At 60.4% G+C, this 25,417-nt stretch carries 20 protein-coding genes and 2 pseudogenes; 13 read left to right on the plus strand and 9 right to left on the minus strand.

The genetic code is table 11. The annotated features are described in order from the left end of the window. Window position 1 precedes the first annotated feature (1 nt). The 5 genes from MRBLRC7O_RS14570 to MRBLRC7O_RS14590 are packed head-to-tail and all read left to right on the plus strand — an operon-like array spanning window position 2 to window position 5,369. Window positions 2-865, plus strand: a complete 864-nt coding sequence (locus MRBLRC7O_RS14570) for an IclR family transcriptional regulator (protein ID WP_060726472.1) — start codon at window positions 2-4, stop codon at window positions 863-865. Continuing rightward, a complete protein-coding gene (locus tag MRBLRC7O_RS14575) occupies window positions 862-2,031 on the plus strand; it encodes an acetyl-CoA acetyltransferase (protein ID WP_060726473.1) in 1,170 nt (389 codons plus the stop codon). The genes MRBLRC7O_RS14570 and MRBLRC7O_RS14575 overlap by 4 nt, the downstream gene beginning before the upstream one ends. Then, the gene (locus MRBLRC7O_RS14580) at window positions 2,028-3,668 is read left to right on the plus strand and encodes an acyl-CoA synthetase (protein ID WP_111797091.1); all 1,641 of its coding nucleotides are present in this window, start codon (window positions 2,028-2,030) and stop codon (window positions 3,666-3,668) included. Before MRBLRC7O_RS14575 ends, MRBLRC7O_RS14580 begins: the two co-directional genes overlap by 4 nt. Before the next feature lie 31 nt (window positions 3,669-3,699). Beyond that, on the plus strand, window positions 3,700-4,479 hold the full coding sequence (locus MRBLRC7O_RS14585; RefSeq protein ID WP_060726475.1) for an SDR family NAD(P)-dependent oxidoreductase: 780 nt from the start codon (window positions 3,700-3,702) through the stop codon (window positions 4,477-4,479). Beyond that, on the plus strand, window positions 4,476-5,369 hold the full coding sequence (locus tag MRBLRC7O_RS14590; RefSeq protein ID WP_080864998.1) for a PCC domain-containing protein: 894 nt from the start codon (window positions 4,476-4,478) through the stop codon (window positions 5,367-5,369). Before MRBLRC7O_RS14585 ends, MRBLRC7O_RS14590 begins: the two co-directional genes overlap by 4 nt. Before the next feature lie 38 nt (window positions 5,370-5,407). Here MRBLRC7O_RS14590 and MRBLRC7O_RS14595 read toward each other — a convergent pair whose 3' ends face one another. Further along, window positions 5,408-5,815 (minus strand): PPC domain-containing DNA-binding protein, encoded by a 408-nt coding sequence (locus MRBLRC7O_RS14595; RefSeq protein WP_060726477.1) that lies wholly within the window; start codon window positions 5,813-5,815, stop codon window positions 5,408-5,410. Further along, complete coding sequence (locus tag MRBLRC7O_RS14600; protein WP_060726478.1) at window positions 5,802-6,368, minus strand: PPC domain-containing DNA-binding protein; 567 nt, start codon at window positions 6,366-6,368, stop codon at window positions 5,802-5,804. Before MRBLRC7O_RS14600 ends, MRBLRC7O_RS14595 begins: the two co-directional genes overlap by 14 nt. Before the next feature lie 161 nt (window positions 6,369-6,529). Between MRBLRC7O_RS14600 and MRBLRC7O_RS14605 the strand changes: the two genes are divergently transcribed. Continuing rightward, the gene (locus tag MRBLRC7O_RS14605; protein ID WP_060726479.1) at window positions 6,530-7,048 is read left to right on the plus strand and encodes an Lrp/AsnC family transcriptional regulator; all 519 of its coding nucleotides are present in this window, start codon (window positions 6,530-6,532) and stop codon (window positions 7,046-7,048) included. A 95-nt stretch (window positions 7,049-7,143) separates the two neighbouring features. Here the strand turns inward: MRBLRC7O_RS14605 and MRBLRC7O_RS14610 are convergent. Then, window positions 7,144-7,717: pseudogene (locus MRBLRC7O_RS14610) on the minus strand (L,D-transpeptidase); the annotation flags it as partial. Between the two features lie 29 nt (window positions 7,718-7,746). Continuing rightward, the gene (locus MRBLRC7O_RS14615; protein ID WP_309957621.1) at window positions 7,747-8,895 is read right to left on the minus strand and encodes a citrate synthase/methylcitrate synthase; all 1,149 of its coding nucleotides are present in this window, start codon (window positions 8,893-8,895) and stop codon (window positions 7,747-7,749) included. A gap of 44 nt (window positions 8,896-8,939) precedes the next feature. On the opposite strand from MRBLRC7O_RS14615, the gene MRBLRC7O_RS14620 reads away from it, so the two are divergent. Both MRBLRC7O_RS14620 and MRBLRC7O_RS14625 read left to right on the plus strand, forming a co-directional pair. Further along, window positions 8,940-10,121, plus strand: coding sequence for a citrate/2-methylcitrate synthase (locus MRBLRC7O_RS14620; RefSeq protein WP_223565229.1), 1,182 nt, complete (start codon window positions 8,940-8,942; stop codon window positions 10,119-10,121). 428 nt (window positions 10,122-10,549) lie between these two features. After that, a pseudogene (locus tag MRBLRC7O_RS14625) lies at window positions 10,550-12,101 on the plus strand (FAD-dependent monooxygenase). A gap of 15 nt (window positions 12,102-12,116) precedes the next feature. On the opposite strand, the gene MRBLRC7O_RS14630 reads toward MRBLRC7O_RS14625, so the two are convergent. Beyond that, window positions 12,117-12,935: a helix-turn-helix transcriptional regulator gene (locus MRBLRC7O_RS14630; protein ID WP_060726481.1), complete on the minus strand. Its 819-nt coding sequence runs from the start codon at window positions 12,933-12,935 to the stop codon at window positions 12,117-12,119. A 107-nt stretch (window positions 12,936-13,042) separates the two neighbouring features. On the opposite strand from MRBLRC7O_RS14630, the gene MRBLRC7O_RS14635 reads away from it, so the two are divergent. Beyond that, window positions 13,043-13,927 carry an SDR family oxidoreductase gene (locus MRBLRC7O_RS14635; RefSeq protein ID WP_367727471.1) on the plus strand — a complete coding sequence of 295 codons (885 nt, stop codon included), beginning with the start codon at window positions 13,043-13,045 and terminating at the stop codon, window positions 13,925-13,927. Between the two features lie 43 nt (window positions 13,928-13,970). On the opposite strand, the gene MRBLRC7O_RS14640 is transcribed toward MRBLRC7O_RS14635, so the two are convergent. Beyond that, window positions 13,971-17,051 (minus strand): multidrug efflux RND transporter permease subunit, encoded by a 3,081-nt coding sequence (locus MRBLRC7O_RS14640; protein WP_367727472.1) that lies wholly within the window; start codon window positions 17,049-17,051, stop codon window positions 13,971-13,973. 14 nt (window positions 17,052-17,065) lie between these two features. After that, window positions 17,066-18,232: an efflux RND transporter periplasmic adaptor subunit gene (locus MRBLRC7O_RS14645; protein ID WP_087745456.1), complete on the minus strand. Its 1,167-nt coding sequence runs from the start codon at window positions 18,230-18,232 to the stop codon at window positions 17,066-17,068. Between the two features lie 163 nt (window positions 18,233-18,395). Between MRBLRC7O_RS14645 and MRBLRC7O_RS14650 the strand changes: the two genes are divergently transcribed. From MRBLRC7O_RS14650 to MRBLRC7O_RS14665, 4 genes are all read left to right on the plus strand, one after another. Beyond that, complete coding sequence (locus MRBLRC7O_RS14650) at window positions 18,396-19,085, plus strand: response regulator (RefSeq protein ID WP_003508238.1); 690 nt, start codon at window positions 18,396-18,398, stop codon at window positions 19,083-19,085. Continuing rightward, window positions 19,082-20,146 carry an ATP-binding protein gene (locus tag MRBLRC7O_RS14655; protein ID WP_107677486.1) on the plus strand — a complete coding sequence of 355 codons (1,065 nt, stop codon included), beginning with the start codon at window positions 19,082-19,084 and terminating at the stop codon, window positions 20,144-20,146. Before MRBLRC7O_RS14650 ends, MRBLRC7O_RS14655 begins: the two co-directional genes overlap by 4 nt. Before the next feature lie 164 nt (window positions 20,147-20,310). Then, window positions 20,311-21,849, plus strand: a complete 1,539-nt coding sequence (locus tag MRBLRC7O_RS14660) for an MFS transporter (RefSeq protein WP_060726485.1) — start codon at window positions 20,311-20,313, stop codon at window positions 21,847-21,849. A 66-nt stretch (window positions 21,850-21,915) separates the two neighbouring features. After that, on the plus strand, window positions 21,916-22,488 hold the full coding sequence (locus tag MRBLRC7O_RS14665; protein ID WP_367727473.1) for a cytochrome b: 573 nt from the start codon (window positions 21,916-21,918) through the stop codon (window positions 22,486-22,488). Between the two features lie 80 nt (window positions 22,489-22,568). Here the strand turns inward: MRBLRC7O_RS14665 and MRBLRC7O_RS14670 are convergent, their stop codons facing one another. Next, window positions 22,569-23,891, minus strand: a complete 1,323-nt coding sequence (locus MRBLRC7O_RS14670; protein WP_035213212.1) for a solute carrier family 23 protein — start codon at window positions 23,889-23,891, stop codon at window positions 22,569-22,571. 345 nt (window positions 23,892-24,236) lie between these two features. Beyond that, a complete protein-coding gene (locus tag MRBLRC7O_RS14675) occupies window positions 24,237-25,400 on the minus strand; it encodes an MFS transporter (protein WP_060723480.1) in 1,164 nt (387 codons plus the stop codon). Between the last annotated feature and the right edge of the window lie 17 nt (window positions 25,401-25,417).

Genomic DNA, 25,417 nt, shown 5'->3' on the forward strand with positions numbered 1-25,417 from the left:
GATGGCAGCAACAACAACGATCCCGGTTGAAAAAGATCTGACGGGCGCGCGTGCGGTGGACCGGGCTCTGGCGCTGCTCTCCATGGTCGGGAGGCACGCGGAACGCGGCGTGGCGCTTTCGGTCATCGTGACAGAAAGCGGACTGAACAAACCCACGGCCCGCCGCCTGCTGCTGGCTCTGATCCGCGCCGGGCTTGTGGAGCAGGATGAGGAAACGCGGCGTTATTACCTCGGCGAAGAAACCTATGTGCTGGGCAGCCTGTCATCGCGCCGGTTTGGCCTTCTTCAAATGGCGCAGGACGGCCTGACGCGCATTTCCCGCCGCTCGGAGGATTCGAGCTTCCTTTCCGTGCGCCGAGATACATTTGCCCTGTGCCTTTACCGCGAAGAAGGCACCTGGCCGGTGCGCACCCATGCACTTCAGGCCGGTTTCGAACACCCCTTGGGTATTGGTGCGGGTTCGCTCGCCATGCTGGCGGCGCTGCCAGACGCCGAGGTGGAAAGTATCATTGCGGCCAATAGCGGGCTGATTGCCGCTAATTATCCCGGCATAACGCTTGAGGGCCTGCGCCGTGATGTCGAGTTGACGAGAGCCAATGGCTATTCGCTCAACCCCGGCCTGATCCTTTCTAATTCCTGGGGTATTGGCGTTGCCATCCGCGCGCCTGATGGCGCTGTGGCGGGAGCGCTGAGCATTGCCGCTGTGGACAGCCGCATGCGGCCGGAGCGCCAGCCGGAACTGGCAGCGCTGCTGCGCGAGGAAGTAACCCGCATCGAGACACGCATTGCAGAAATGATGGCCAGCCGCGCCCGCACGCGCGGTGAAGGCGACACGAAACGGCAAACGAGGAGAACGAGCAAATGAGCAAAGCGCAGATCGTCGGCTGGGCGCATTCGCCTTTCGGCAAGTCGGCCCTTGAAAATACCGAGCAACTGATGGCTTCGGTCGTGGCGCCGACCATAGACCATGCTGGCGTCGATGTCAGCGATATCGACGGCATTTTCGTCGGCGTGATGAACAATGGCTTCTCGAAACAGGATTTTCAGGGCGCCCTGGTAGCGATGGGCGATGAGCGCCTCGCCTATACGCCGGCAGTGCGTTTCGAGAATGCCTGCTCAACAGGATCGGCCGCCCTCTACAGCGCCATGGACTTCATCGAAGCCGGGCGCGGCCGCATCGCACTCGTTGTCGGCGCCGAAAAAATGACGGCGCTGCCGACCGCAGAGGTGGGCGAAATCCTGCTTTCCGCCTGTTACCGTGCGGAGGAGGCCAATATTCCCGGCGGGTTTGCCGGCCAGTTCGGCCGCATCGCACAGGCATATTTTCAACGTTATGGCGACCGCTCGGAAGAGCTGGCGATGATTGCCGCAAAGAACCACGCCAATGGCGCGGTCAATCCCTATGCCCATATGCGCAAGGATTTCGGCTTCGATTTCTGCAATACGGTTTCGGACAAGAACCCCTACGTCGCAGGCCCGCTGCGCCGCACCGACTGCTCGCTGATTTCTGATGGCGCTGCCGCGATCATTTTGGCCGACGAGGAAACGGCAGCCACACTCAACCGAGCCATCGGTTTCCGGGGCCGCAAGCATGTCAACGACATCATGGCATTGAGCCGTCGCGATCCGTTGGCCTTCGAAGGCGCGCGCCGCGCCTGGGCCGGCTCGCTGGAACTTGCCGGAGCAACGCTCGACGACCTCTCTTTCGTTGAAACGCACGACTGCTTCACCATCGCTGAACTTATCGAATATGAGGCCATGGGGCTTGCGAAGCCCGGTGAAGGATATCGCGTTGTCCAGGATGGAACGGCCCTGAAGACCGGACGCCTGCCAATCAACCCATCGGGTGGATTGAAATCGAAAGGTCATCCCGTCGGGGCGACCGGCGTTTCCATGCATGTCATGGCGGCGATGCAATTGATGGGCGAGGCAGGCGACATGCAAATTCCCAATGCCTCGCTGGCTGGCGTGTTCAACATGGGTGGCACGGCGGTTGCCAATTACGTCTCGATCATGGAGCGTGTGAAATGACGATGCAAAGTGCCGTACAGCATCCCGCGGGCGGGGTTGCGCCGTCCACCACGCGGGTGATGAACCTCTCGCATTTCCTGACGCAGGCGGCACGCCGCAACCCGGACCATATCGGTTTCGTCTGGGGTGAAAAGACTTGGAGCTGGGCTCAAATGGAAGCCCGCGTCGACGCAATGGCCCATGCGCTGGAGACTGAATTCGGCGTCAGAAAGGGGGACCGCATTCTGGTGCAGTCCTCCAACAACAACCAGATGTTCGAATCTATGTTCGCATGCTTCCGCGTGGGTGCGGTGTGGGTGCCGACCAATTACCGTCAATCGCCCGATGAAGTTGCCTATCTGGCGAAGGCCAGCGGGGCGCGCGGCATGATTTGCGCCAGTCCTTTTCCCGATCATGCAAAAGCCAGCCACGAGGCAAGCACGATCGATTTCAGCATTGCCATCGGCACGGCTGAGTTCGGTGAGGATTACGATGCCATCGTGGCCCGTCATATGGGGCACAAAGTCAAAAGCCAGGCAGTGGATCGGGATGACCCGTGTTGGTTCTTCTTCACCTCAGGCACCACCGGCCGGCCCAAGGCTGCAGTGCTTACCCATGGCCAGATGGCGTTCGTCATCACCAACCATCTCTGCGATCTGATGCCCGGCACCGGATCCGACGACGCCTCCATCGTCGTTGCCCCGCTTTCACACGGTGCGGGCATTCACCAGCTGGTGCAGGTGGCGCATGGCGCGAAAACCGTGCTTCCGGCGGCGGAAAAGCTCGATGTGCCCGCCGTCTGGGCGCTGATCGAAAAATGGCGTATCACCAACGCCTTCACTGTACCGACCATCCTTAAAATGCTCGTCGAAGACCCCTCTGTGGATCGTTTCGATCACTCCTCACTGCGCTATGTCATCTATGCCGGCGCGCCGATGTATCGCGCGGACCAGAAGCGCGCGCTTGCAAAGCTCGGCCCGGTGCTGGTGCAATATTTCGGCCTGGGTGAAGTCACCGGTAACATCACCGTGCTGCCGCCTTCTTTTCATAACGCCGAGGACGGTCCGGAAACGCGCATCGGCACCTGCGGCTTCGACCGCACCGGCATGGAAGTGCAGATCCAGAACGATGCGGGCGAGGAAGTTGACGCAGGCGAAACCGGCGAAATTTGTGTAATCGGTCCCGCCGTTTTCGCCGGCTACTACGATAATCCCGAGGCAAATGCCAAAGCCTTCCGCAATGGCTGGTTCCGCACGGGCGACCTTGGTCATCGCGATGAGAACGGCTTCCTCTACATCACCGGGCGCGCCTCCGACATGTATATTTCCGGCGGCTCGAACATCTATCCGCGTGAAATCGAGGAAAAAATCCTCATGCATCCTGACATCAGCGAGACTGCGGTTCTGGGTGTGCCGGACGCGGTGTGGGGCGAGGTCGGTGTGGCCGTGTGCGTGGCCCGCGAGGGCGCGGATATCGCCGCCATCGATCTGAAGGCCTATCTGGAAGGCAAGATGGCCCGCTACAAGCTGCCGAAATCAGTGGTGTTCTGGGATGCCATGCCGAAATCCGCCTACGGCAAGATCACCAAGAAAATGATCCGCGAGGAACTGGAGAAACGCGGTCAGATGCCGGCTTTCGAAGAAAAGCGGACAGGCTGACAGGCGTGACATTCAATCGGGAGGAGACGGTATGACACAAGAGAAAACAGGGACAAAAGGGGCCGTCGCGATCACCGGCGGTGCATCCGGCATCGGCTTTTCCACCGCGCAGCTCCTGATGGCGCGCGGCTGGCAGCCATGGTTGCTGGATCTCAAGCGCGAGGCGCTGGATATAGCCTGCGAAAAGCTCGGTATCGATCTCTCGCGCGGCATCGTCTGCAACGTTGCGAACGAGGCATCGATAGAGAAGGCTTTCGCCGCCCTGACGGCAGGCGGCGCCGATCATGCGGTTGATCTGGTGGCCGTCGTCAACAGCGCCGGCATCGGTATCGACAAACTGTCCGTCGACACCAGCGTCGAAGAATTTCGCCGTATCGTTGACGTCAATCTCGTCGGCAGCTTCGCGGTAGCGCGCACTGCCGCACGTTATTGGCTGGACCGCGATATTGCCGGCTCGATCGTCAATATCAGCTCTGTTTCCGGCATGTGCGGAAATCGTGGCCGTAGCGCCTATGGCGCTTCGAAAGGCGGCGTCAATCTTCTGACGATGGTGATGGCAAACGAGCTGGGACAATCGGGCATTCGCGTCAATGCGATTGCTCCCGGTCCGGTCGATACCCCGCTGACCCAGGCGGTTCATACGGAAAATGTCCGCAACCAATGGCATAGCCGCGTTCCCATGCATCGCTATGGCAGGACGGACGAGATCGCCTCTGCCGTGGCTTTCCTCGTGTCAGATGACGCAAGCTACATCAACGGACAGGTGCTTGCCGTGGATGGCGGCTTCATTACCGCCGGGCTCGCGGTATGACGGAGACAGGCACGCAAGAGCTCCCCCGTCGCATCGTCCATCCCGGACCGGTAACGCCCGAACGTTTTCGCGCCGTCGGCTGCCACGCCTATCCTGTTACTCTGACGGTCCGGTCCGGCGTAAGCGCCAACGAAGCGATTGCCGATGCCTTTGCGGAGTTGGGGTTCGAAGGTGGTTACGTCAGACTGAAGAACGTACCGATGAAACGGTTGCAATATGTCATGCCGGCAGCCGCACCGGATGACGCACATGCCGCATGGTATAGCGAAACCTTTTCCATGCCGGGTGGCACAATCATCAATGCCGGCCTTCATATGGGCCGGCGCGATAGTGCGCCGTTTCTGCATTGCCATGGTTCATGGAAGAGTGCCGACGGCGTTGTCTCCATGGGGCATCTGCTGCCTTTCGAGACCGAATTTGCTGTAGAAACAACGCTTGAAGCTCTGGCGCTAGATGGAGCGATCCTCGATGTGCAAAAGGATGAGGAAACCAACTTCCCCCTTTTTACACCCATCGCGCAACAGCGCCACCAAAAGGGTTCGGGTCTTCGGGCGCTTTTATGCACAGTGCGCCCCAATACCGATATATGCACGGCACTTGAAGAGGTCTCTACCCAGTTTGGCCTGCGAGAAGCCGAAGTCAATGGAATTGGCAGCCTGGTCGGTGCGGATTATGAAGACGGAACAAGCCTCAACGCCTACGCGAGCGAAATCCTCATAAACAAGGGCCGTATCGGCCCGGCCGCGTCGGGAGACCGACAAGCAAAGCTGGATATTGCGATGGTGGACCTCACCACACATATCAGCGGCGGGCGGCTGGTGCGCGGCAAGAACCCGGTCTGCGTCACTTTCGAGCTACTTCTGACCGAAAGACAGGGGCACGCCGCATGAGTTGCGCTGCGCAACTCAACGGCCAGCATCACCGCAAATCACGCCGCCTGCGGTTTTTCCGCAGGCAACCATTCTTCCAGAGTCACTTCAAACGTCATGCAAACCGGGTTGGCTCCGGCGATGAAGGGACCGCCATAAACCGAACCTTCGGTATCGGCGACGACGCCGGTCAACGCGGCACGCAAAGAGCCATCGGGCTGGGCGCGCACTTCACCGGCGATGGAGACGATTTCAACGGCGGGACCGCGTATCTGCAAGAACGCGCCGCTGCGCGTGCCGAGGCACGCATCGACCAGACTACCCAGCGCACCGCGCACGAAGGCATTTCGAAAACCTTCGGCAAGACACAGTTTCTCGACGCCGAGCACAAGGTCTTCATTGGGCGCGATGCGGGCATAGGCCACACGGCCCATGGAGCCAGATTCGACAGTGTTAGGCGTGTTCATCGGCGCGCTCCGTACGGTTCTTTGGTTGAAGAAGGGGAATATTGGTTTCAGGGTCGAAGGACTGCTGCAGCACGAAACTGTCGAGTGAGGTCACCAGGGCGGCAACGCCGCTTTCGCCGACAATACAGGATTCAGTCAGCAAATGGCCGCCTTTGACCACACCCGCCGCGGTGCGCATAGCGGCATGGCAATGGACGATCGGCTCTCCCTTCATGCTGCGCCCCAGCGTGGCATTGCCGAAGACAAGCCAGGCAGCACCGGCGTTGATGGGCTTCGTATAGGCAATGACCGCCCTGCCGGAAGGGTCGGGCGGGGCTACGCAATAGGACAATATGTCAAAATAGCCGCCGAGAATGGTGAGCGAGGCATTCTCAATGCCATTTTCGAAAAGCGGCCGCACGATGCCATCGTAAAGGCTACGCCCCGGCGCGAGGAACAGCCGCACATGGCGCGCAGATGGCGAGCGAAGGCTGTTGATGCGCACCGGCGCGGAAATGCCGGGATGGATGAGCGTTCTCGGCCTTGGAAAATGTTGCTGCTCTATCGATGCCACGCCTGCTCCTCCCTGCTGCCTGTACCTTGCAGTACGGTACTCAAATATCAGCCGAAGGTGCTTCCGAATGACACCACCAAACGGCGCGTCGGAAAACACTTCTTTCGCAGGCTGTCGCATCGACGGCAGATTTTTTTGCAACGTAGTTGGGGGAGGCCGGCATGACGAAGCCGCTAGACAGAATTGACCGCAAAATATTGCGTACCCTCCTGGAGAACGGCAGGTTGAGCAATTCGGAGCTTTCGGAAAAGGTAGGGCTCTCGCCCAGCCCCTGCTGGCAGCGCGTCAAGCGGCTGGAGGACGAAGGGGTCATTCGCGGCTACACCGCCATTCTCGATCAAGCCAAACTCGGACTGACCGAAACCGTCATCATCGAGGTGATGCTGGAGCGCCACGACGACGAGGTTCTGGAACGTTTCGGGGATGCGATGGCCGCTCTTCCGGAGGTGTTGGAAGCCTATCTGACAACAGGTGAATATGATTATCTCATCAAGGTGGCGGTGGCGGGAACTGCAGGCTACGAACAGTTTCTGCGGCGGAAACTCTATAAGATTGAGGGCGTGCGCCACTCCCGATCCTGTTTCGCACTCAAATGTCTCAAACACACATTATCGGTCGTACCCGATCCCGAACCTCCTTTAATCGAAGCGGCGGGCATTGGCCGCGTGCCGGCAAGATAGCGGAATGCATTCCCATTCTTTTGCCGGGTCTGCGGGTGCCTGTGCCTTGAGTTCGTAAAGGCGCACTGCCGAGCCATCTGGCCTCATAAGTCTTATCACGCCGTGCCGACGAGTGGCGTGTGATGCACGACAATCGGCGCGTGGTAAGGGACGCGGTCATAAAGATCGACAATGTCGTGATTCAAGAGACGCACGCAGCCCGAAGAAACCGCTTTATCGATGGACTTCCATTCCGGATTGCCGTGCATGCGGTAAAGCGTATCCTGCCCATTCTGGAAGATATCCAAGGCTCTTGCGCCGAGCGGGTTTTGCACGCCGGGGTCCATGCCTCCATTGGCAATCGAGTATTTTTCAAGCTCCGGCTGGCGGGCTTTCATTTTGGCTGGCGGCTTCCATCTCGGCCATGGCTGGCGCCAATGGATGATACCCCCGCCGCTGCCACGCAAATCCATCCCGGCCAATGCCGACACCATAACGCGTGGCTGCGCCATCGGGCTCGACCAGATAAAGGAAGCGGTTTGGGGTATCGATGGCGACCGTTCCGGCTGCTTCACCCGTCGGATTGGCGACGCGCTGGCGACAAAATTTTGGATAAATATGCCGATAGGGAATGCCGGCGACGGCATGTCCATCACCCTCAAATGCCGCGTAACGGGCGTCCAACGACGAGTGCCCCACGAAGCGTTGGCAAAGAAACCCTATTCAGGCGAAGGACCTATATAGCGGGACTGCGGACGAATGAGGCGCCCAGTCCGTTCCTGCTCCAGCACATGCGCCGTCCATCCTGCCATGCGACCGGCAGCAAAGACATTGGTAAAGCTGTCGCGTGGAAAACCCAACACCTCCAGTACCAGCGCCGTGTAGAATTCGACGTTTGTCTGTAACGGCCGAAGAGGTTTTTTTTCCTGGAGGAGCGCTAGCGCCGCCGCCTCCACTTTGCCGGCGAAGGCAATGCGGCTGGATCCGTCCTTGAGAACCGACACCGCGCCTTTCAGAACGTCGGCGCGAGGGTCACGGACACGATAGATCCGATGGCCAAAGCCCATAAGGCGCTCCCCGCGCGCAAGCGCATCCTCCAGCCACAGTTGAATGTCAGCCTCCGCGCCAATCGCATCCAACATGTCAAGCACCGGACCCGGCGCCCCGCCATGAAGAGGCCCCTTTAAGGCACATAGCGCACCAACCACTGATGAGAACATTCCGGCCTCTGTCGACGCAATGATGCGAGCCGTAAAGGTCGAGGCGTTCAACCCATGATCGGAAACCGTCGTTAGATAAGTATCGAGCGCGCGTACCTTCTCTGGCGAAGGGTGATCACCGGAAATCATTCGAAGAAAATCCGCCGAATGGCTGAGTGTGGTATCGGGCGCGATCGGCGTTAGCCCTTGCCTGTCTCGGATGATTGCCGCGGCAAAGACCGGTACCGCCGCAACGGCCATGATATGGTGTGCGGTTGTTTCATCATCCGGCAACGCGGAAAGCAAAAGACGCAAGGCCTCTACGGAAGAAAGGCGCGACAGGTCAGGAAGGGGATGAATCAGTTCAAGTGCCCGCTGCCTGGCCGAACCAAGCTGAGAACGAATATCCTGCGCCGTCGCCGGCTGGGGGATTTGCTCGGCCCATAGAAGCTCCAGAACCTGCTCAAAAGACCAGTCTGCCAAGCTTGCAAGGTGGTGGCCGCGGATAATCAGTTCACCAGCCGTCCCATCCACATGGCTGAGTACAGTTTCGGCTGCGACGACGTCATCAAGGCCGATCACGGTCTTGTCGTTACTCAAAGCTGCTATCGCTGACATTGAATTTTCCTCAATCTGAATACGAATGCGCTTGAGGATGTTGAATTGCATATATATGGTCAATATTGATTGTTTTAATCAATATGAGATATGGAATGCAGCCTTACGACAAATACATGAGCGCCGATCGCGCGGCTTCCGAGCTCGGTATCAGCCGCGCAACGCTCTACGCCTATGTCAGCCGGGGTTTGATCCAGACGAACGCTGCTGAGGATGACCCGCGTCGCAAGCTCTACAGCACCCATGACATTGAGACGCTGAAGAAGAGGAAAACCGTCGGGCGACGTCCCGGACAGGTTGCCGCTACCGCGCTTGACTGGGGGCTGCCTGTTCTCGAATCCTCGATTACGGAGATAACAGAAGGACACCTGCGCTATCGCGGCCAGGACGCGCTTGTGCTTTCACAAACGGCGACCCTGGAGGAAGTGGCTTGTCTGCTATGGGACTGCGGTGAGGGTAACCCTTTCGATGACGTGAAGGCCGCCCCGGCTCCATGGCCACAGCCAATCTTTAACTACGTCAGCACCCTGCCCTTGACGGAGCGGTGCCAAACGCTTCTCCCTCTTGTTGAAGCAGGCCGCCTTACCACTTGGAGGCGCGAAAACAATCGTCTCTGGTCCGGCGCCGCCGCTCTGCTGCGGGCTGTCGCCAGCGCCTGCAGCCTCAGCCAGCCCGGTACGCAGCCGGTTCACCTGCTTCTCGCGGATGCCTGGAAGAAGGATGCGGCAGGCGCGGATATCATCCGTCGCGCCCTGGTGCTTCAGGCCGATCATGAGTTGAATGCTTCCGCATTCGCTGCGCGCGTCGTCGCCTCTACAGGCGCTTCGCTCGGCGCGTGTCTGAATGCGGGGCTTTCGGCGTTGAGCGGACCTATGCATGGCGGCATGACTAGTCTTGTCGAACTTCTGTTCGATGAACTGGAGCGGTGTAGCGATGTAGAACGGGTGATTGATGAACGGCTTCGACGCGGTGAAGCTATTCCGGGCTTTCACCATCCACTTTACCCGGACGGCGATCCGCGAGCAGCCGGCCTCCTGCCCCATCTCCCGCCGGACGCGCAGCGAGATGAGCTTCTGCAGGTGATGAACGATACTACCGGTCAGTTGCCGAACTGCGATGTAGCACTGGTGAGCCTGCGACGCAGTCTAGGGCTGCCGCGCGGCTCGGCCCTGGTGCTTTTCGCCGTCGCACGGACTGCCGGCTGGATAGCTCATGCCCTGGAACAGAAATCGGATGACAAACTCATCCGACCCCGCGCCCGCTATGTGGGGCAATAGGCAATTGAGGTGTTGGAGCATCCGCAGCATTCACGTCAAGCTTAAGCGAATAATGATTTTGAGCTCTGGCCCGCCCACAGGCATGAACCGATTGGCCTCGAGGCTAAAACGGTCGTTTCCAGACCGGGAGGGTCTCCTGAAACTAGGCAAGGTCGCAGTGCCCCCAGAGCGTTGGCATGGCCATCACTGGCCTCGACAATTGCATCCGTTGCATACCGCCAATCATTGCGCTATTTTGGCCCCGTCGGAAAAGGCAGACTTGGTTTGGTAAGCCCAAGTCCTTCTGGTAACGGAATCTCTGGTCTTTGGCCTCTGGTCGGGGATCCCCACGACGAACGAAGGATGCATTGTGCATCCATCTGTTCGTCCGTGTGGGTCTCGGGTTGGAGAAACGCTCCGGTCGAACATCGACTTGAAGGAGCCCGACCGTGCATACACCCTCTATTTGTTTTCATGACGTCCTGATCGCCGGCGCTGGCCCGGTCGGCCTGTTTCTCGCCTACGAGTTAAGGCAGGCCGGTTGCTCGGTGCTAGTTCTCGATGCATCGCCATATCCGGATTCACCCCTGAAACGGCCTCCCTTCGGCCTGCGCGGCCTGACGGTGCCGACGATCGAAAGCCTTGATCGACGCGGTCTGCTCGAGGCGATCAAAGAGCGGGAGGCCGGCCGTGATACGCCCGGGACGGCGCACTGGATGAAAGGGCAGCGGCGGCCCGCCGGGCATTTCGCGGGCATCCAGTTTTTTCACGACCAGATCGACGCGCAACGCTGGCCTTATCGCCTTGCCGGTTCGGCCAGCAACCTTGCCACCGATATGGCGAGTATAGAGACCGTTCTGGCGGCGCGGACCGAGGCTCTGGGCGTCGAGATACGGCGTGGGTTTGCCGTGGAAGGCTTCAAGCAATCCGAGGAGGATCGCCGTTCACGCGGGCGGCGCGGTGTTTCGGGGCCGCTGGCTTGTCGGCGCCGATGGCGCTCGCAGCATAGTGCGTAAGGTGGCAGGGATCGTTTTTGCCGGCACTGAACCCGAATTCACCGGCTATTCCGCGCAGGTCGAACTGGCCGATGCCGGGGCGCTGAAGCCCGGCCGCCACTATACCGCTGCTGGCATGTACATGTTCACGCCAACAGGTACGATCGCCATGGCCGATTTCGACGGTGGCGCCTTTCATCGTTCCGCACCGATCACGCGTGAACATGTCGAAGCGGTGCTGCGCAGGGTCTCGGGCACGGATGTTTCGGTAATAAGGCTTGATCTGGCCACCACATGGACCGACCGCGCCTTCATGGCGGTGGAATATCGCCGGAAACACGTGCTGCTGGCGGGCGATGCCGCCCACATTCACTCGCCACTGGGCGGCCAGGGGCTCAATCTCGGCCTTGGTGACGCGATGAACCTTGGCTGGAAACTCGCTGCGGTCATCCGCGGCGACGCATCGCCGGACCTGCTCGACAGCTATGCCATCGAGCGCCAACCCATAGCCTCGCAGGTTCTGGACTGGTCGCGTGCGCAGGTGGCGCTGATGCGGCCCAGCCGAAGCTCGCGGGCGCTGGAAGGCATCATCCGCGATCTCGCCGCCACGCGCGATGGCGCAACCTATTTCGCCGAGCGCGTCTGTGGCATCGGTATCCGCTACGATCTTGCCTCTCCCTAAGCCCTTGTCGGCCGCAGCGCGCCGGATTTCGCGCTCCTTGACGGCACAAGACTGAATGAGCACCTGCGGAGCTGCCATGCGGTGCTACTCGATTTCGATACGCGCCCAATGCTCGGCAATGTCGCGGAACGCTGGTCTGATCGGCTAGACTACGTTGCGGTGAATGCCGAAGATCGAATGGGACTGAGTGCCTTGCTGGTACGCCCCGATGGCATTGTCGCATGGGCCTGTGACGCCACCCCCGACGAGGCGGAACTTGAAGAGAGTATCGCTCGCTGGCTGGGCGTCTCGGTTCTGGATCTGGAGCGCCCCGACTGCCAATAGAACGGCGTGACGGGATCAAGCGGATTTTGCAATGAGCGAGCGAAACCGTTCGGTCATTTCGGGATTGGCGGGATTATAGACCATCATGTTGAGATCCGAGCGTCCCTCCACCGCAAAGCTTGAAAACTCCAGTTCAATCGTTCCGAGAACCGGGTGGTGGAGGCGCTTGAGGCCCTCATGCATGCTTGTGACCTCATTGTCATCCCACATGGTCTTGAATTCAGGACTGGCGGCCGAGAGCTCATCGACCAGTTGCTGGATGCCGGCCCCCGCGCCGGCGCGCGCAGCATCCGCCCGGAACGCGCCGACGACATAACGGGCGACATTGCGCCAGTCCTCCTGGGCGGTGCGCACCCGTTCGTCTGAGAAGATCAGGCGAAGGATGTTGCGGTTCTCCCTCGCCAGTTTGCTGTAATCCGTCAGGATGAGGGCGGCGGCCCGGTTCCATGCCAGAACATCCCATGTCGCCGTCCTGATGATGGCGGGGCTGAAGGGCATGGCGTCTAGCACGCCCTGTAGCCGGGGCGTTATGGTCTCGGGTTGACGGTAACGCTGCTCGGGCGGATGTCCGAAGGCCAGTATATGCAGGTGATCGCGCTCGGGATCGGTCAGCATCAATCCCTTGGCGATGCGATCCAGCACATCCGCCGAGGGCGAACCGCCACGACCCTGTTCCAGCCAGGTATACCAGGTCGGACTTATGTTGGCGCGCTGGGCAACCTCTTCCCGGCGCAGGCCCGGTGTGCGGCGACGGCCGATGGGAAAACCGAAGGTTGCGGGATCAAGCCGCAGGCGACGATCGCGCAGGAAGGTGCTGAGTGCATTGTCCGTCATTGCATTTCCCCGCCGCAGCCTGTTGAGAATTATACCACGATAAGGTCACTACTTTAACAGGACAACTCTTCATGAGATCACCTCTCCCGTCAACGCGGGAGATCTATATGCGTGTTTTTCTGACAGGTGCCACCGGGTTCATCGGCTCCCGGATTCTTCGCGAACTGCTGGCGAGTGGCCATGAGGTGATCGGTCTCACCCGCTCGGAGGCCGGCGCAAGAGCGCTGCAGGCCGCAGGCGCTTCCGCCCATATCGCCACGCTGGAAGATGCGGCAGGGCTTGCCGCGGGTGCGGAAACTGCCGATGCCGTTATCCATACGGCTTTCGATCATGATTTTGCGAATTTTGCCGCCAATTGCGAAAAGGATCGCCGGGTGATCGCGGCGCTGGGCTCTGTATTGGCTGCCTCCGAACGGCCGATGCTCATCACCTCAGGGGTCGGCATGGGTGATCCCGGCAATGGCTTACCTGCACGGGAGAATGTGTTCGACACGCATCATTTCAACCCGCGCATCGCCTCCGAACTGGCGGGCCAGGAGCTATTGCAGGCGGGCGTCAACCTCGGCGTCATCAGGCTTCCGCAGGTGCATGACACGGTGAAGCAGGGTCTCATCTCGCCCTATATCGAGATGTCGCGCGACAAAGGCGTCGTCGCTTATGTCGAAGACGGCGGCAATCGCTGGTCGGCTGGTCATGTGGACGATGTGGCAAAGCTATACGTGATGGCGCTCGTTCGGGGTGAACGGGGTGCTCGATATAATGCCGTGGCGGAAGAAGGCGTTGTCGTGCGCGATATTGCCGGGATCGTTGCCGAGGGGCTGGGGCTGCCACTCGTTTCCATAGGCAAAGATGAGGCCGCCGGCCATTTCGGCTGGTTTGCCCTGTTCGCTTCGATGGATCTCAGGGCCTCCAGCGCCCTGACACGGAAGAAGCTCGGCTGGGAGCCGAAAGGGCCGAACCTGCTCGATGATCTCAGAGCCATGGACTACTAATCTGGAGGCAGGCGTCCGCTGAGGCGGACGCCTGCCTCCAGCATCAGTTGCGGCGCAGACGGGCCACGACGACGTAAAAGACGGGAACGAAGAGCACCGCCAGCACGGTCGCCGAAATCATGCCGCCGAAAAGGCCGGTGCCGATGGCGTTCTGCGTCTCCGAACTCGCGCCCTTGGCGATGACAAGCGGCGCGATGCCGAGCGTGAAGGCGAGCGATGTCATCACGATCGGCCGCAGACGCAGGCGTGATGCCGCAATGACGGCATCAGTAAGCGTCTGCCCCTCCTGCTGGCGTTTTCGGGCAAATTCCACGATCAGCACGGCATTTTTTGCCGAAAGCCCGATGAGCGTGATCAGGCCGACCTTGAAGAACACGTCGTTCTCCAGCCCGCGCAGATGCACCGCAATGACAGCGCCGATAATGCCGAGCGGCACGACGAGCATGACGGAAAGCGGCACCGTCCAGCTTTCGTAAAGTGCTGCAAGAACAAGGAAAACGATGAGGAACGAAAACGCCATCAGCATGGGCGCCTGCGCACCGGACTGGCGTTCCTGCAACGATTGACCGGTCCACTCAACCGCAAAGCCCTTGGGCAATTTGGCTGCGAGCCGTTCCATTTCTTCCATCGCCTTACCGCTGGATACGCCCGATGCGGCGGAGCCGGAAATGCTGGTCGAGGGATAGCCGTTATAGCGGGTGAACTGCAGCGGCATTGTCGACCATTGCGGCGTGACGATTTCCGAAAGGCGAACCATCTTGCCGGCATCGTTGCGGACGTGGAGGTTGAGCACGTCATCCACCTGCATGCGGCTTGCGGCCCTGGCCTGCACGATCACCTGCTGCAGGCGTCCATCGCGCGGGAAATCATTGACATAGGTCGAACCAATGGCCCCGCCGAGCGTATCGGCGATGGTCGAGTAGGACACGCCGAGCGCGCTCGCTTTCTGCCGGTCCACGTTCACGGTGACGCTCGGGCCGCTGGGAAGACCATCGATGCGGACATCGGTCACGAGCTTGCTCTCCGCCGCAAGCCGGGTCAGTTGGGCCGCAGCCTCGCCGAGCGCATTCGCCCCGTGGTTGGCGCGGTCCTGCAGCCGCAACGCAAAGCCCGACGTCGTGCCGAGCTCATCGATTGCGGGCGGCTTGAGGCTGAATATCTGCCCCTCGTCGGCGGCCGCCATCGCGCTCGTCGCAGCGCCGACTTCGTCGTCCACGCCTGTCTTGCGCTCGCCCCATTCCTTGAGCGTGGTGAAGGACATCGCCGTGTTCGGGCCTGAGCCCGAGAAACCAAAACCCATCACCGTCAGATTATTGGCGATGTCAGGCCGGGTCTTGACGTGATTTTCGAAGAGGTCGACGACGACGCGGGTGCGCTCGGCCGTGGCCTCCGCCGGCAGGGTGAAGGATGTCATGAAGGAACCCTGGTCCTCATCCGGCACAAAGGCCGTCGAGAGCGTGCCATATCCATAGGCAACCGCGCCGATGATAGCGAGGTAAACCACCATGGTACGCCCGGTCTTGCGCACAAGGATGGCGACCCAGCCGGCATAACGCGCGGTCAGGCGCTCAAAGGCGCGGTTGAACCAGCCGAAGAAACCTTTCTTCTGATGGTGATCGTGACCGACCGGCTTCAGCAGGGTCGCGCACAGAGCGGGCGTGAGGCTGAGGGCCAGAAATGCCGAGAACAGGATCGATACGGCCATCGATACGGTAAATTGCCGGTAGATCGCTCCAACCGAACCGGAGGCCATGCCCATCGGCAGGAAGACGGCGGTCAGGACCAGCGTGATGCCGATGACCGCGCCGGATATTTCCGTCATCGCCTTGCGCGTCGCTTCAAGCGGCGACAGGCCCTCCTGAGCCATCAGGCGCTCGACATTTTCAACGACCACGATGGCGTCATCGACAATGATGCCGATTGCCAGAACCATGCCGAACATGGTGAGAGCATTGATCGAATAGCCGATCGCCAGCATGACCGCGAATGTGCCGAGAAGTGCGATTGGTGCAACGATGGCCGGAATGAGCGTGTAACGCAGGTTCTGGAGAAACAGCAGCATGATCAGGAAAACCAGGACCATGGCCTCGGCGAGCGTCTGGACTACCTTCTCTATCGAAACCTTCACGAAGGGTGCCGTATCATAGGAGATGGCGAATTCCATTCCCTCCGGCATGGTCGTGGAAAGCTCCGCCAGACGCTCCCGCACACCGGTCGAGGTGCTCACCGCATTGGCGCCGGGCGTCATCTGGATGGCAGCGGCCGTCGCAGGTTTGCCGCCATCGAGGATGGAGAAGCTCGATGTCTGTGATCCGACTTCGATTGTCGCTACGTCTCCCAGTGTCAGCCTGGAGCCATCCGGGTTAGAACGCAGAATGATCTGCGCGAATTCATCGGGCGTCTGCAATTGACCGCTTACGCTGAGCGGCACGCTGACCTTCTGGCCCGGCACGGTTGGCGTTTCACCCAGACGGCCGGGGGCGACCTGAATATTCTGCGACTGTATGGCCTGTGTCGCCTCGGCCATCGAGATGGAATGGGCCACAAGGCGGACGGGATCGAGCCAGATACGCATCGCCGCTTCGGACCCGAAGGATTGCACGCGACCGACACCGCCGACACGTTTCAGTTCCGGCGCAATGTTGCGGACGAGATAATCATCGAGAGCGAGAGCGTCGAGCGAGCCCTCCTTCGATTTCAGCGAAACGATCATCAGAAATCCTGACGATGCCGATTCCACAGTCAGTCCGGCGCGGCGGACCTGTTCCGGCAGACGCGGTTCCACGGCCTTCAGCCGGTTTTGAACATCCACCTGCGCAAGCTCGGGATTGGTGCCCGGTTTGAAGGTGACGGTAATGGTGGCCGAGCCCGAGGAATCGGCCGATGAATCGAAATAGAGGATGTTTTTCGCGCTCGAAAGTTCGCGTTCGATCAGGCTCGTCACGCTGTCATTGATCGTCTGCGGCGTGGCGCCGGTATAGGTGGCGTAGATCGAAACGCTGGGCGGAGCGATGACGGGAAACCGTGAGACGGGCAGTTGCGGGATGGACATCACCCCCGCGATCACGATCAGAATGGCGATGACCCAGGCGAAAACAGGCCTGTTGATGAAAAACTGCGGCATGATCTGTCCGCTCCTTAGGTTCGGGTCTCTGGGGCGGCAGGGGAAAAGGGCGAGATTTCGAGCGGCTGTCCGCCCTGGACGCGATCCTGCCCCAGAACGACGATGGTTTCTCCGGCGGCAAGGCCTCCCGTGACGATGTATCGACCGTCGGCCAGCGGCCCCAGTTCCACCGCGCGGCGCGCACCGGTCTTGTCTGCGCCGACAACAACGATCTGCGGCCGTCCGGCCGGATCGCGGATGATTGCTTCCTGCGGCACGCGGATCGCAGCGCCGTATATGGCGCGCGGAACCATCGCGCGGATATACATGCCCGGAAGCAGCTGTTCCTCCGGGTTTGGAACGAGGATGCGAATGCCGAGGCTGCCCGTGGCGCTGTCGACGGAGATGTCGGAGAACAGGACCTTTCCATCGTGGCCGAACGGCTTGCCGGCGATGGTGATGATCTTCACCGGAAGCTCGTCCGGATTTTCGGTGCCCGCCCCGGAAGCCGTGTCACGCAGGGCCTCCAGGCTCATCGCTGACTGGCGAACATCCACATAGACCTGATCGATCTGCTGAATGACCGCCAATGGTGCAGTTGCCGAGGATGAGGCAAGTCCGCCTTCGCTCATGAAGGACTGGCCAATGACCCCACTGATCGGGCTGCGCAGCGTCGCATAGGAAAGCTCCAGCTTTCGCCGGGCGAGAATGGCGCCCGCTTCCGCGACATTCGCCTTCGCCTGCGCAAGGGCGGCGGTGGCGTTATTGAAGGATTCCGCACTGGTGATCTCGCGCGAAGACAGCGATCTGGCGCGCTCGTATTTAACCTGTGCGTTCAGAAGTTCCGCCTCCGCCCGCGCCAGCACGGCGGTTGCAGCGTCTACATCGGCTGAAAAAGGTGCGGGATCGATCTGGAAAAGCGGTGTGCCGGCTTCCACGAAGGCACCTTCCGTGAAGAGCTTCTTCTGGATGATGCCACTCACCTGCGCCCGGATCTCCGCCGTGCGGTAGGCCGACACCCTGCCGGGCAGTTCGTCGTAGACCGTCACGGGTTCCGGCTGAACGGTCATGACGCTGACGCGTGCGGGCGGCGTCGTTTCGGCGGCACCACCGGCACCCGTTCCGTTATCGCTGCAGGCACAGAGAAGAAAGATCGGCAGGCACAGCGCGCCAAGTTTCCAGAAGTATGATCCGCGTCGCATGAGTATCCACCATCCATTTTAAACAACGAGCTCGATGGCGGCTATCTAGGCTCTGTGCATTTGCGCTTTGTGGAGGTTTTGTTGCGGCTTTGTGGAGGCCGGCACCCAATACTCGACGGCGTGGCCGTTCGGTGGCATGGATGTATCAAGGAGTTTGAAGACGATGGCAGAACTAGTTTTGATCGCTGAAGACGACATGAAGATCGCCGGCATTCTCGAAGCCTATTTTACCCGCGAAGGTTTCCGCACCGTGCATGCCCGTGACGGCAAGGTGGCGCTGGAACTTCATCGCGCCCTGAAACCAGATATCGTGCTGGCGGATGTCTCCATGCCGCGGCTGGATGGCTGGGAGGTTCTGGCGGAGATACAAAGGCGCGGCCATACGCCCGTCATCATGGTCACAGCACTGGACAAGGATGTTGATCGTCTTCAGGGGCTGCGCATCGGGGCGGATGACTACATCGTCAAGCCGTTCAATCCCATCGAAGTTGTCGCACGGGCAAAGGCGGTGCTGCGGCGCGCGGGGCTCAGGCAGGCGGGCGCCGTCGTTCGGGTCGGCAACCTGACCATCGATCTCGACAGCTACGAGGCAAAGATCGAAAAAGACGATGCCACCATTCGCCTGTCGCTGACATTGACCGAATTCAGGCTGCTGGCGCATCTTGCGCGCACGCCGACCAAGGCCTTTACACGCGGCGAGCTGGTCGATGCCTGCCTGCCCGGTTCGGATGCGCTGGACCGCACGATAGACAGCCACTTGAGCAAACTGCGCAAGAAACTCGAGCAGGCCGGTGGCGAAGGCATGCTGGCCAGCATTCGAGGTGTCGGTTATCGTCTGGCGGTCGAGCCATGATGCTGAAAAAAGGCCTCAGCCGCCAAATATTGCTGGCCATGTCATCAATGACGGTGATTGCCGGCCTGGTGGTCTTTTTCGGCACTTACATCGCCTTCAGCATCATCTTCTATTTTTATCCCTGGTCTGAAAGCGAGGACAACTGGCTGACGGGCGTTGATTTCATCATCCTCTCCGTCCTGATCTTCATCGCCCTCATCGTTGCCGCCATCGCCTCCGTCCGCTTGACCCGGCGCATTCTGCAGCCGCTCGAATCCCTTGCCCACAGCGCAAGACGCATCAAGGACGGCGATCTTTCGGCGCGCGCCCTGCCGGGTGATCATTCTTTGGGAGAGACAGCCCATCTCGTCGAGGACTTCAACGCCATGGCCCAGCGTCTGGAGGATATGGCGGCGGATATGAAGCTCTGGAATGCAACCATTGCCCACGAGTTGCGCACGCCGCTCACTATCCTCAAAGGTCAACTGCGCGGCATGATCGACGGTGTGTTCGAACCGGATGAGACGTCGCTTCAGGGTCTCGTGCTGCAGGTGGATTCCCTTGCCCGGCTTGTCGAGGATCTGCGCACCGTCACACTTGCCGATAGCGGCCATCTCGAGCTGCGTATCGAACCCGTGCGGCTGAAGGAAGAAATAGAGCAGCTTGCCGCCGTGCTGGAACAGGAATTGAGGCAGGAAGGTTTCGAGCTTCGGCTTCACCTCTCCGATATGGTGGTGCGGGCCGATACCATGCGCATTCGACAGGCCCTCCTTGCGCTCATCACCAATGCGCGCCGTTACGCCCTGGGCGGCGCGATCGACATAAGCCTTGGCGTTGAAAACCGTGTCACGGTCTTGCGGGTCACGGACGAAGGGCCCGGGCTTGACGGTGATATCGCTCCTTGCGCCTTCGAACCGTTTCGAAGGGGTAGCCAGACCGGCTTGACGGAAGAGAGCGGCAACGGGCTCGGCCTTTCCGTCGTTCGCGCAATCGTGGAGGCTCACGGCGGCAAGATACGTTATGCGCCATCTGAAAAAGGCGGCGCCATGTTCGAAATTTCGCTCGGTCAGCCAGTGTCCTGACCGCAACCAGCGCCCGCTGCCGGTTGCCACCCATCTCCACACATTCTCCACACTTCCTCCATGAAACCACAAAGCGCAGCCGGTAGCGTTCAGGCTGCGGAAGTAGTCGCCGCCGCAACAGCGACGTCTCACTGCCGCGATCTGGCATTTTGATGGTGAAAACAATGACGGTGTCTTTCGACCCGAACCACGTCCCCCCGCCCTCGCCGCTTCATGCGCACCGGTGGATCATTCTCATTGCGGTCATGCTGGCATTTCTGCCTGTCGTTCTCGACATGACGATCCTGCATATCGCCGTGCCGTCGCTGACGCTTGCGCTGCAGGCATCGACCACACAGGTCCTGTGGATCATCGATATCTATTCGCTGCTCATGGCCGGTTTGCTGGTGCCGATGGGCACCCTCGCCGACAGGATCGGCCACAGGAAAATGCTGCTGACGGGCCTGTTCGTTTTTGGCCTCGCCTCCGTCGTGGCGGCGTTTTCGCTCACGCCGTCGATGTTGATCGCCGGACGCATCCTGCTTGCATTTGGCGCGTCGATGATCATGCCCTGCGTGCTCGGCATCATCAGGCGCACATTCGAAGATCCGGGCGAGCGCGCCATGGCGCTCGGCCTTTGGGGAACGGTCGGCGCAGCGGGTGCGGCGGTCGGCCCGCTGGTGGGCGGCGCCCTTCTCGAGCATTTCTGGTGGGGATCGGTCTTCCTCATCAATGTTCCCGTGGTGCTTGTGATCATGCCGATCATCGCCTTCATCCTCCCGGAAAAGGAAATCCTCTCTCCGGGCAAATGGCAGATAAGCCAGGCCCTGCTTTTGATCGTGGGGATCATCGGACTGGTCTTTGCCGCCAAAACCGGTTTCAGCGGTAAAGAGCCGTTCGCAATCGTCGGACTGGCCCTTCTGATCGGCGCGACTGCCCTTGCAATCTTCGTTCGCAACCAGCTCTCCGTCGCAGAACCCATGCTTGACGTGACGCTCTTTTCCCGCCCGGCCATCGTCACGGGTGTCGGCATGGCCGTCGTCACCGCCGGAGCGCTTGCGGGCGTCGAGCTTACGCTTGCGCAGGAGCTGCAGTTCGTCCTCGGCAAGTCGCCGCTGCAGGCCGGCCTCTTCATGCTGCCCATCATGGTCGCGGCGGCCGTTGGCGGCCCGGTTGCCGGCTTCCTGTCGAACCGTCTCGGCCTTCGAGCGGTTGCGAGCGCATCTCTCCTTATTGCGGCCGCCTGCCTTGTGACGCTGGCGCAGTCCGATTTCCATGATCCTGGCCTCGCCGTGCCGGCATGCCTGACGTTGCTCGGCCTATCCCTCAGCATCGGCCTGACCGCCTCGTCGATTGCCATCATGGGCGCAGTTGAGGCTGAAAAGGCGGGCGCTGCCGGCTCCCTGGAGGCAACGGGTTACGAACTCGGCGCGGGCCTCGGCATCACTTTCTTTGGCGTGGCGCTATCGGCGATCTACATGGGGGCGCTGGTGCTGCCGGCCGGCATTCCGCCACAACTGGCCGACGCGGCAAGCCACTCGATCGGCGATACCTACGTGTTGGCGGGAAAATTGCCGCAAGACCTCGCGGCAGCTCTGGTAACCGCCGGCAAGAGCGCCTTTTCACAGGCGCATGCGGTTCTGCTGACCGCGGCGGGAACCTTGATCGGTCTGCTTTCGGCAGCGGTCTTCTTTGCCCTGAAAAATGTGAAGGCGGGCCACTGAGCCCGTCTTTTCATCATTCGCCAAAATCAATCGGGCCGAATGGACCTCGATCAAGGAGATATTGCGATGTCACACATCATCAATGAGAGCCGAGCCGTAAAATATCCCCTGCCGATACGCTGTCTGCATTGGGTAAGGGCGGCGCTCATCATCGGGCTTATCGCATCCGGCTGGTACATGACGCGATTGCCGGAAAGCGACATGGCCACCGCCTCGATCTTTTATCCCAACCATAAACAGTTCGGCGTTCTGGTCTGGCTGCTTGCCCTCGTTCATCTGGCGCTTCGCTGGCGCTACAGGCAGATCATGCCTTCAGCGCCATCGGGTCTGGCGCCATGGGAGAGAATTCTCTCCCATGCGGTACACAAGCTCCTGATCCTGTTGACTTTCCTTGTGCCGCTGCTCGGATATTCGCTGTCCAGCAGTTTTTCTGAGAGCGACGGGGTACCGTTTTTCGTGATTTCACATCTGCCGGAGCTGCTCCCCAAAAACGACAGCGCCTTCGTGGTTTTCCAAACGCTGCATCGATACGGCGCTTACGCAATTCTGGTTCTGATCGGCCTTCACGTGTTGGGTGCTCTCAAACACAGGCTCATGGACAGACGCGGCCCGACCGATGTGCTTCCGCGCATGTTATGACGGGGCTTGACCGATAAATCCCGGCAGCATCGGAAAACCGATGCCGCCTCTCGATATGGTGGATGTTCAGGCGGCAGGCATCACTTGCCCGACGCCGGCCTGCCAAGGCCCAGCAGGTGGTAAAAGGCAATCGCCCCAATTGTTGCCGTGCCGATACCATCAAGCGTGAAGCCGGCGACATTAAGCTTGAAGTTGCCCGCGCCCAATACCAGCGCAATACCCACGGTGATGAGGTTGCGGGGTTCGGAAAAATCGACCTTGTTTTCAACCCAGATCCGTCCGGCGGTCGCAGCGATGAGACCGAAGACCACGACAGAAAGGCCGCCGATGACCGGCCCCGGTATAGTCTGAATGAGCGCACCGAATTTCGGCGAGAAGCCGAGAATGATGGCGACCAGAGCAGCCACGATGAAGACGAGCGTCGAGAAAATGCGGGTTATCGCCATGACGCCCATGTTTTCGGCATAGGTCGTCATGCCGGTTCCGCCGAAGGCGCCTGAAAACATCGTCGCAATGCCGTCGCCGATAAAGGCGCGGCCGAGATAACGATCAAGGTTCTGCCCGGTCATCGCGCCTATCGCCTTGATATGTCCGAGATTTTCCGCCACCAGAATGACGACGACCGGCGCGATCAGGGCAATCGCGGATCCTGAAAACACCGGTGCGGTGAATGTCGGCAATCCGAACCACGGTGCAGCCGCCACGCCCGAGAAGTCGACAGACTTGCCAAAGCCGAAGCCGTTGGCGAGCACGAGATAAGCGAGATAGGCAATCGCGCCGCCGAGAAGAATGGGCAAACGGCGCGCCATGCCGGGGGCATAGACAGCAATCGCACCGACCGATGTGACAGTCAGGATCGCAATCCAGCGCGACAGCTGGTCGCCATCGGGATTGCCGGGGCCGGAGCCGGAAGCGCTTGCGATCGCAATGGGGGCGAGAACGAGACCGATTGCTGCAACGATCGCGCCGGTCAGAACCGGCGGCATCAACTTTTCGATCCAGTTATGGCCAGCGATCATGACGATGACGCCGATCAGCGCATAAAGCACACCGGCGGCGATGATTCCGCCGAGTGCCAGCGCGATATCAGGACTTGCCGCACCCGCGGCTGCACCCGTTGCCACAAGCACGGGCCCGATGAAGGCAAAGGAGGAGCCGAGATAGCTCGGCACACGACCGCCGACGGCAATGAAGAAAATGAGCGTCGAGATACCCGAAAACAGGATCGAGACATTCGGATCGAACCCCATGATCAGCGGCGCAAGAACCGTGGAACCGAACATCGCCACGACATGCTGAAGACCGAGCACCGCTGTCTGTCCCGCAGGCAGCCGCTCATCGGGCAGGATGCGCCCTTCGGTTTTCAGTCGCCAGCGCGGAAAATAACCACCGGTATCGCTCATGTCGTCCCCCCAGGAAACAGCCGGCACGCGCTTCCCGGGCTTTCCCGTTTCAGTTCGTAGCCGCGCAGAGATTTGCTTTTATGATTTGCGCGTGTAACCGAGATCGAATCGGCAGCCGGCGCATCTTTTCTCCGTTAGCGCGATTAGATGTCGCTGTCATCGGGAATGGATTGTTTCCACCGGGATGCATTTTTGAGGCGGATTGGCGGCGAAGTGTAGTCGTGAAGGTTGAAGCCGCGCCACCTTGCCTGCCCTGGCTTTCCTCGTGCCATAGCATCCCGTCGTTTTGACCCGAGGTTTCCTTTGGGGACCGCAACGCGACATTCGCGATACCGTCCCAAATGATTATTCAGCCGGGGCTGGCTTCGCCCTCATACCGTTCAACCGCAGCAGGACCGCCAATGCCGCTGTGCTCATGATACCGAGCACGGCAAACACCGCGTGTGGGCCGATACTGCCCATCAACGCCGCCAGCACCGGCGGAGCCAGGGCGTTGATCAGGTTCATCGGCAGGGCGATGGTGGCCATTGCAGCCGCGTAATCAGACTTTTCGAAAAACACCAGCGGCATGGTCGCCCGCGCGACGGCAAAGGCGCCACTGCCGATACCGAACAACGCAAGATAACCGCCCACAGACAGAAATCCCGCCCCTCCGAGCCAGATTGCGGTGAGGCCCATGGGGATCATCACCCCCGATATGACCGCCGTGGACAGCCCATCCCATTTCTGTCCACCCGCGAGGTCAATGACGCGCCCTCCAACCTTGAAAACACCGAGCAGGGAGGCGACCGCAACGGCGCCGGCAAGCTCCATTCCCATCGCCTGCAAAAGCTGTATGCCAAGAGCATCGACGCCGAAGGTGACAAAGCTGTTCAAGGCGATGGCGGTGACCAGAAAGATAAAAACCCGCCCTCTTCTCTCGCTGCCCGGTCTCGCCGTGGGCTGAGCCGCTCCATCGGTGACCGGCAGGCCAAAAAACACCAGCGGGCAGACAACCATGAGCATGATGCCGGCGTAAATGGAGACAGCGCCGCGCCATCCCAGCCCGTGATCGAGGAACGTGGTGATCGGCCAGAAGATACTGCCGGCCAGTCCGGTCACCAGCATCAGCGTTCCAATCAGGCTGCGCGCCCTGTCCGCTGCATATTCGGCAATATAGGCATAAGCAGACGTTGTGAGGAACATCGCGCCGGCAAGTCCCGTCAACGCCCAGCTCATCCAGAACATGGCGAGGTTCACAGACAGGGCGAGCAGGAACAGGCCCAATCCCATGATGCCGGCACCGGTCGCCATGACACGCCGCGTACCGAACCGCCGGAACGCGCGACCCACCCAAGGCGCGGCAAGCCCCATTGCCGCGAACATGACAGAGGTTCCCACGAAAACCGATGGCAGGGAGGTCGCAAATTCTGTCGCGACCGGGCCGGCCAGGACGGGCAGGATGCCAACCGCACCCCAGCCGGTTATCTGGGTAAGAGCAATGAGAAGGAGGACGTAACGAGAGTGCATCGTCCACCCTTAGAACC

Origin of the sequence: Agrobacterium radiobacter, from assembly GCF_040801995.1 — a bacterium.
Classification (GTDB): Bacteria; Pseudomonadota; Alphaproteobacteria; order Rhizobiales; family Rhizobiaceae; genus Agrobacterium; species Agrobacterium radiobacter.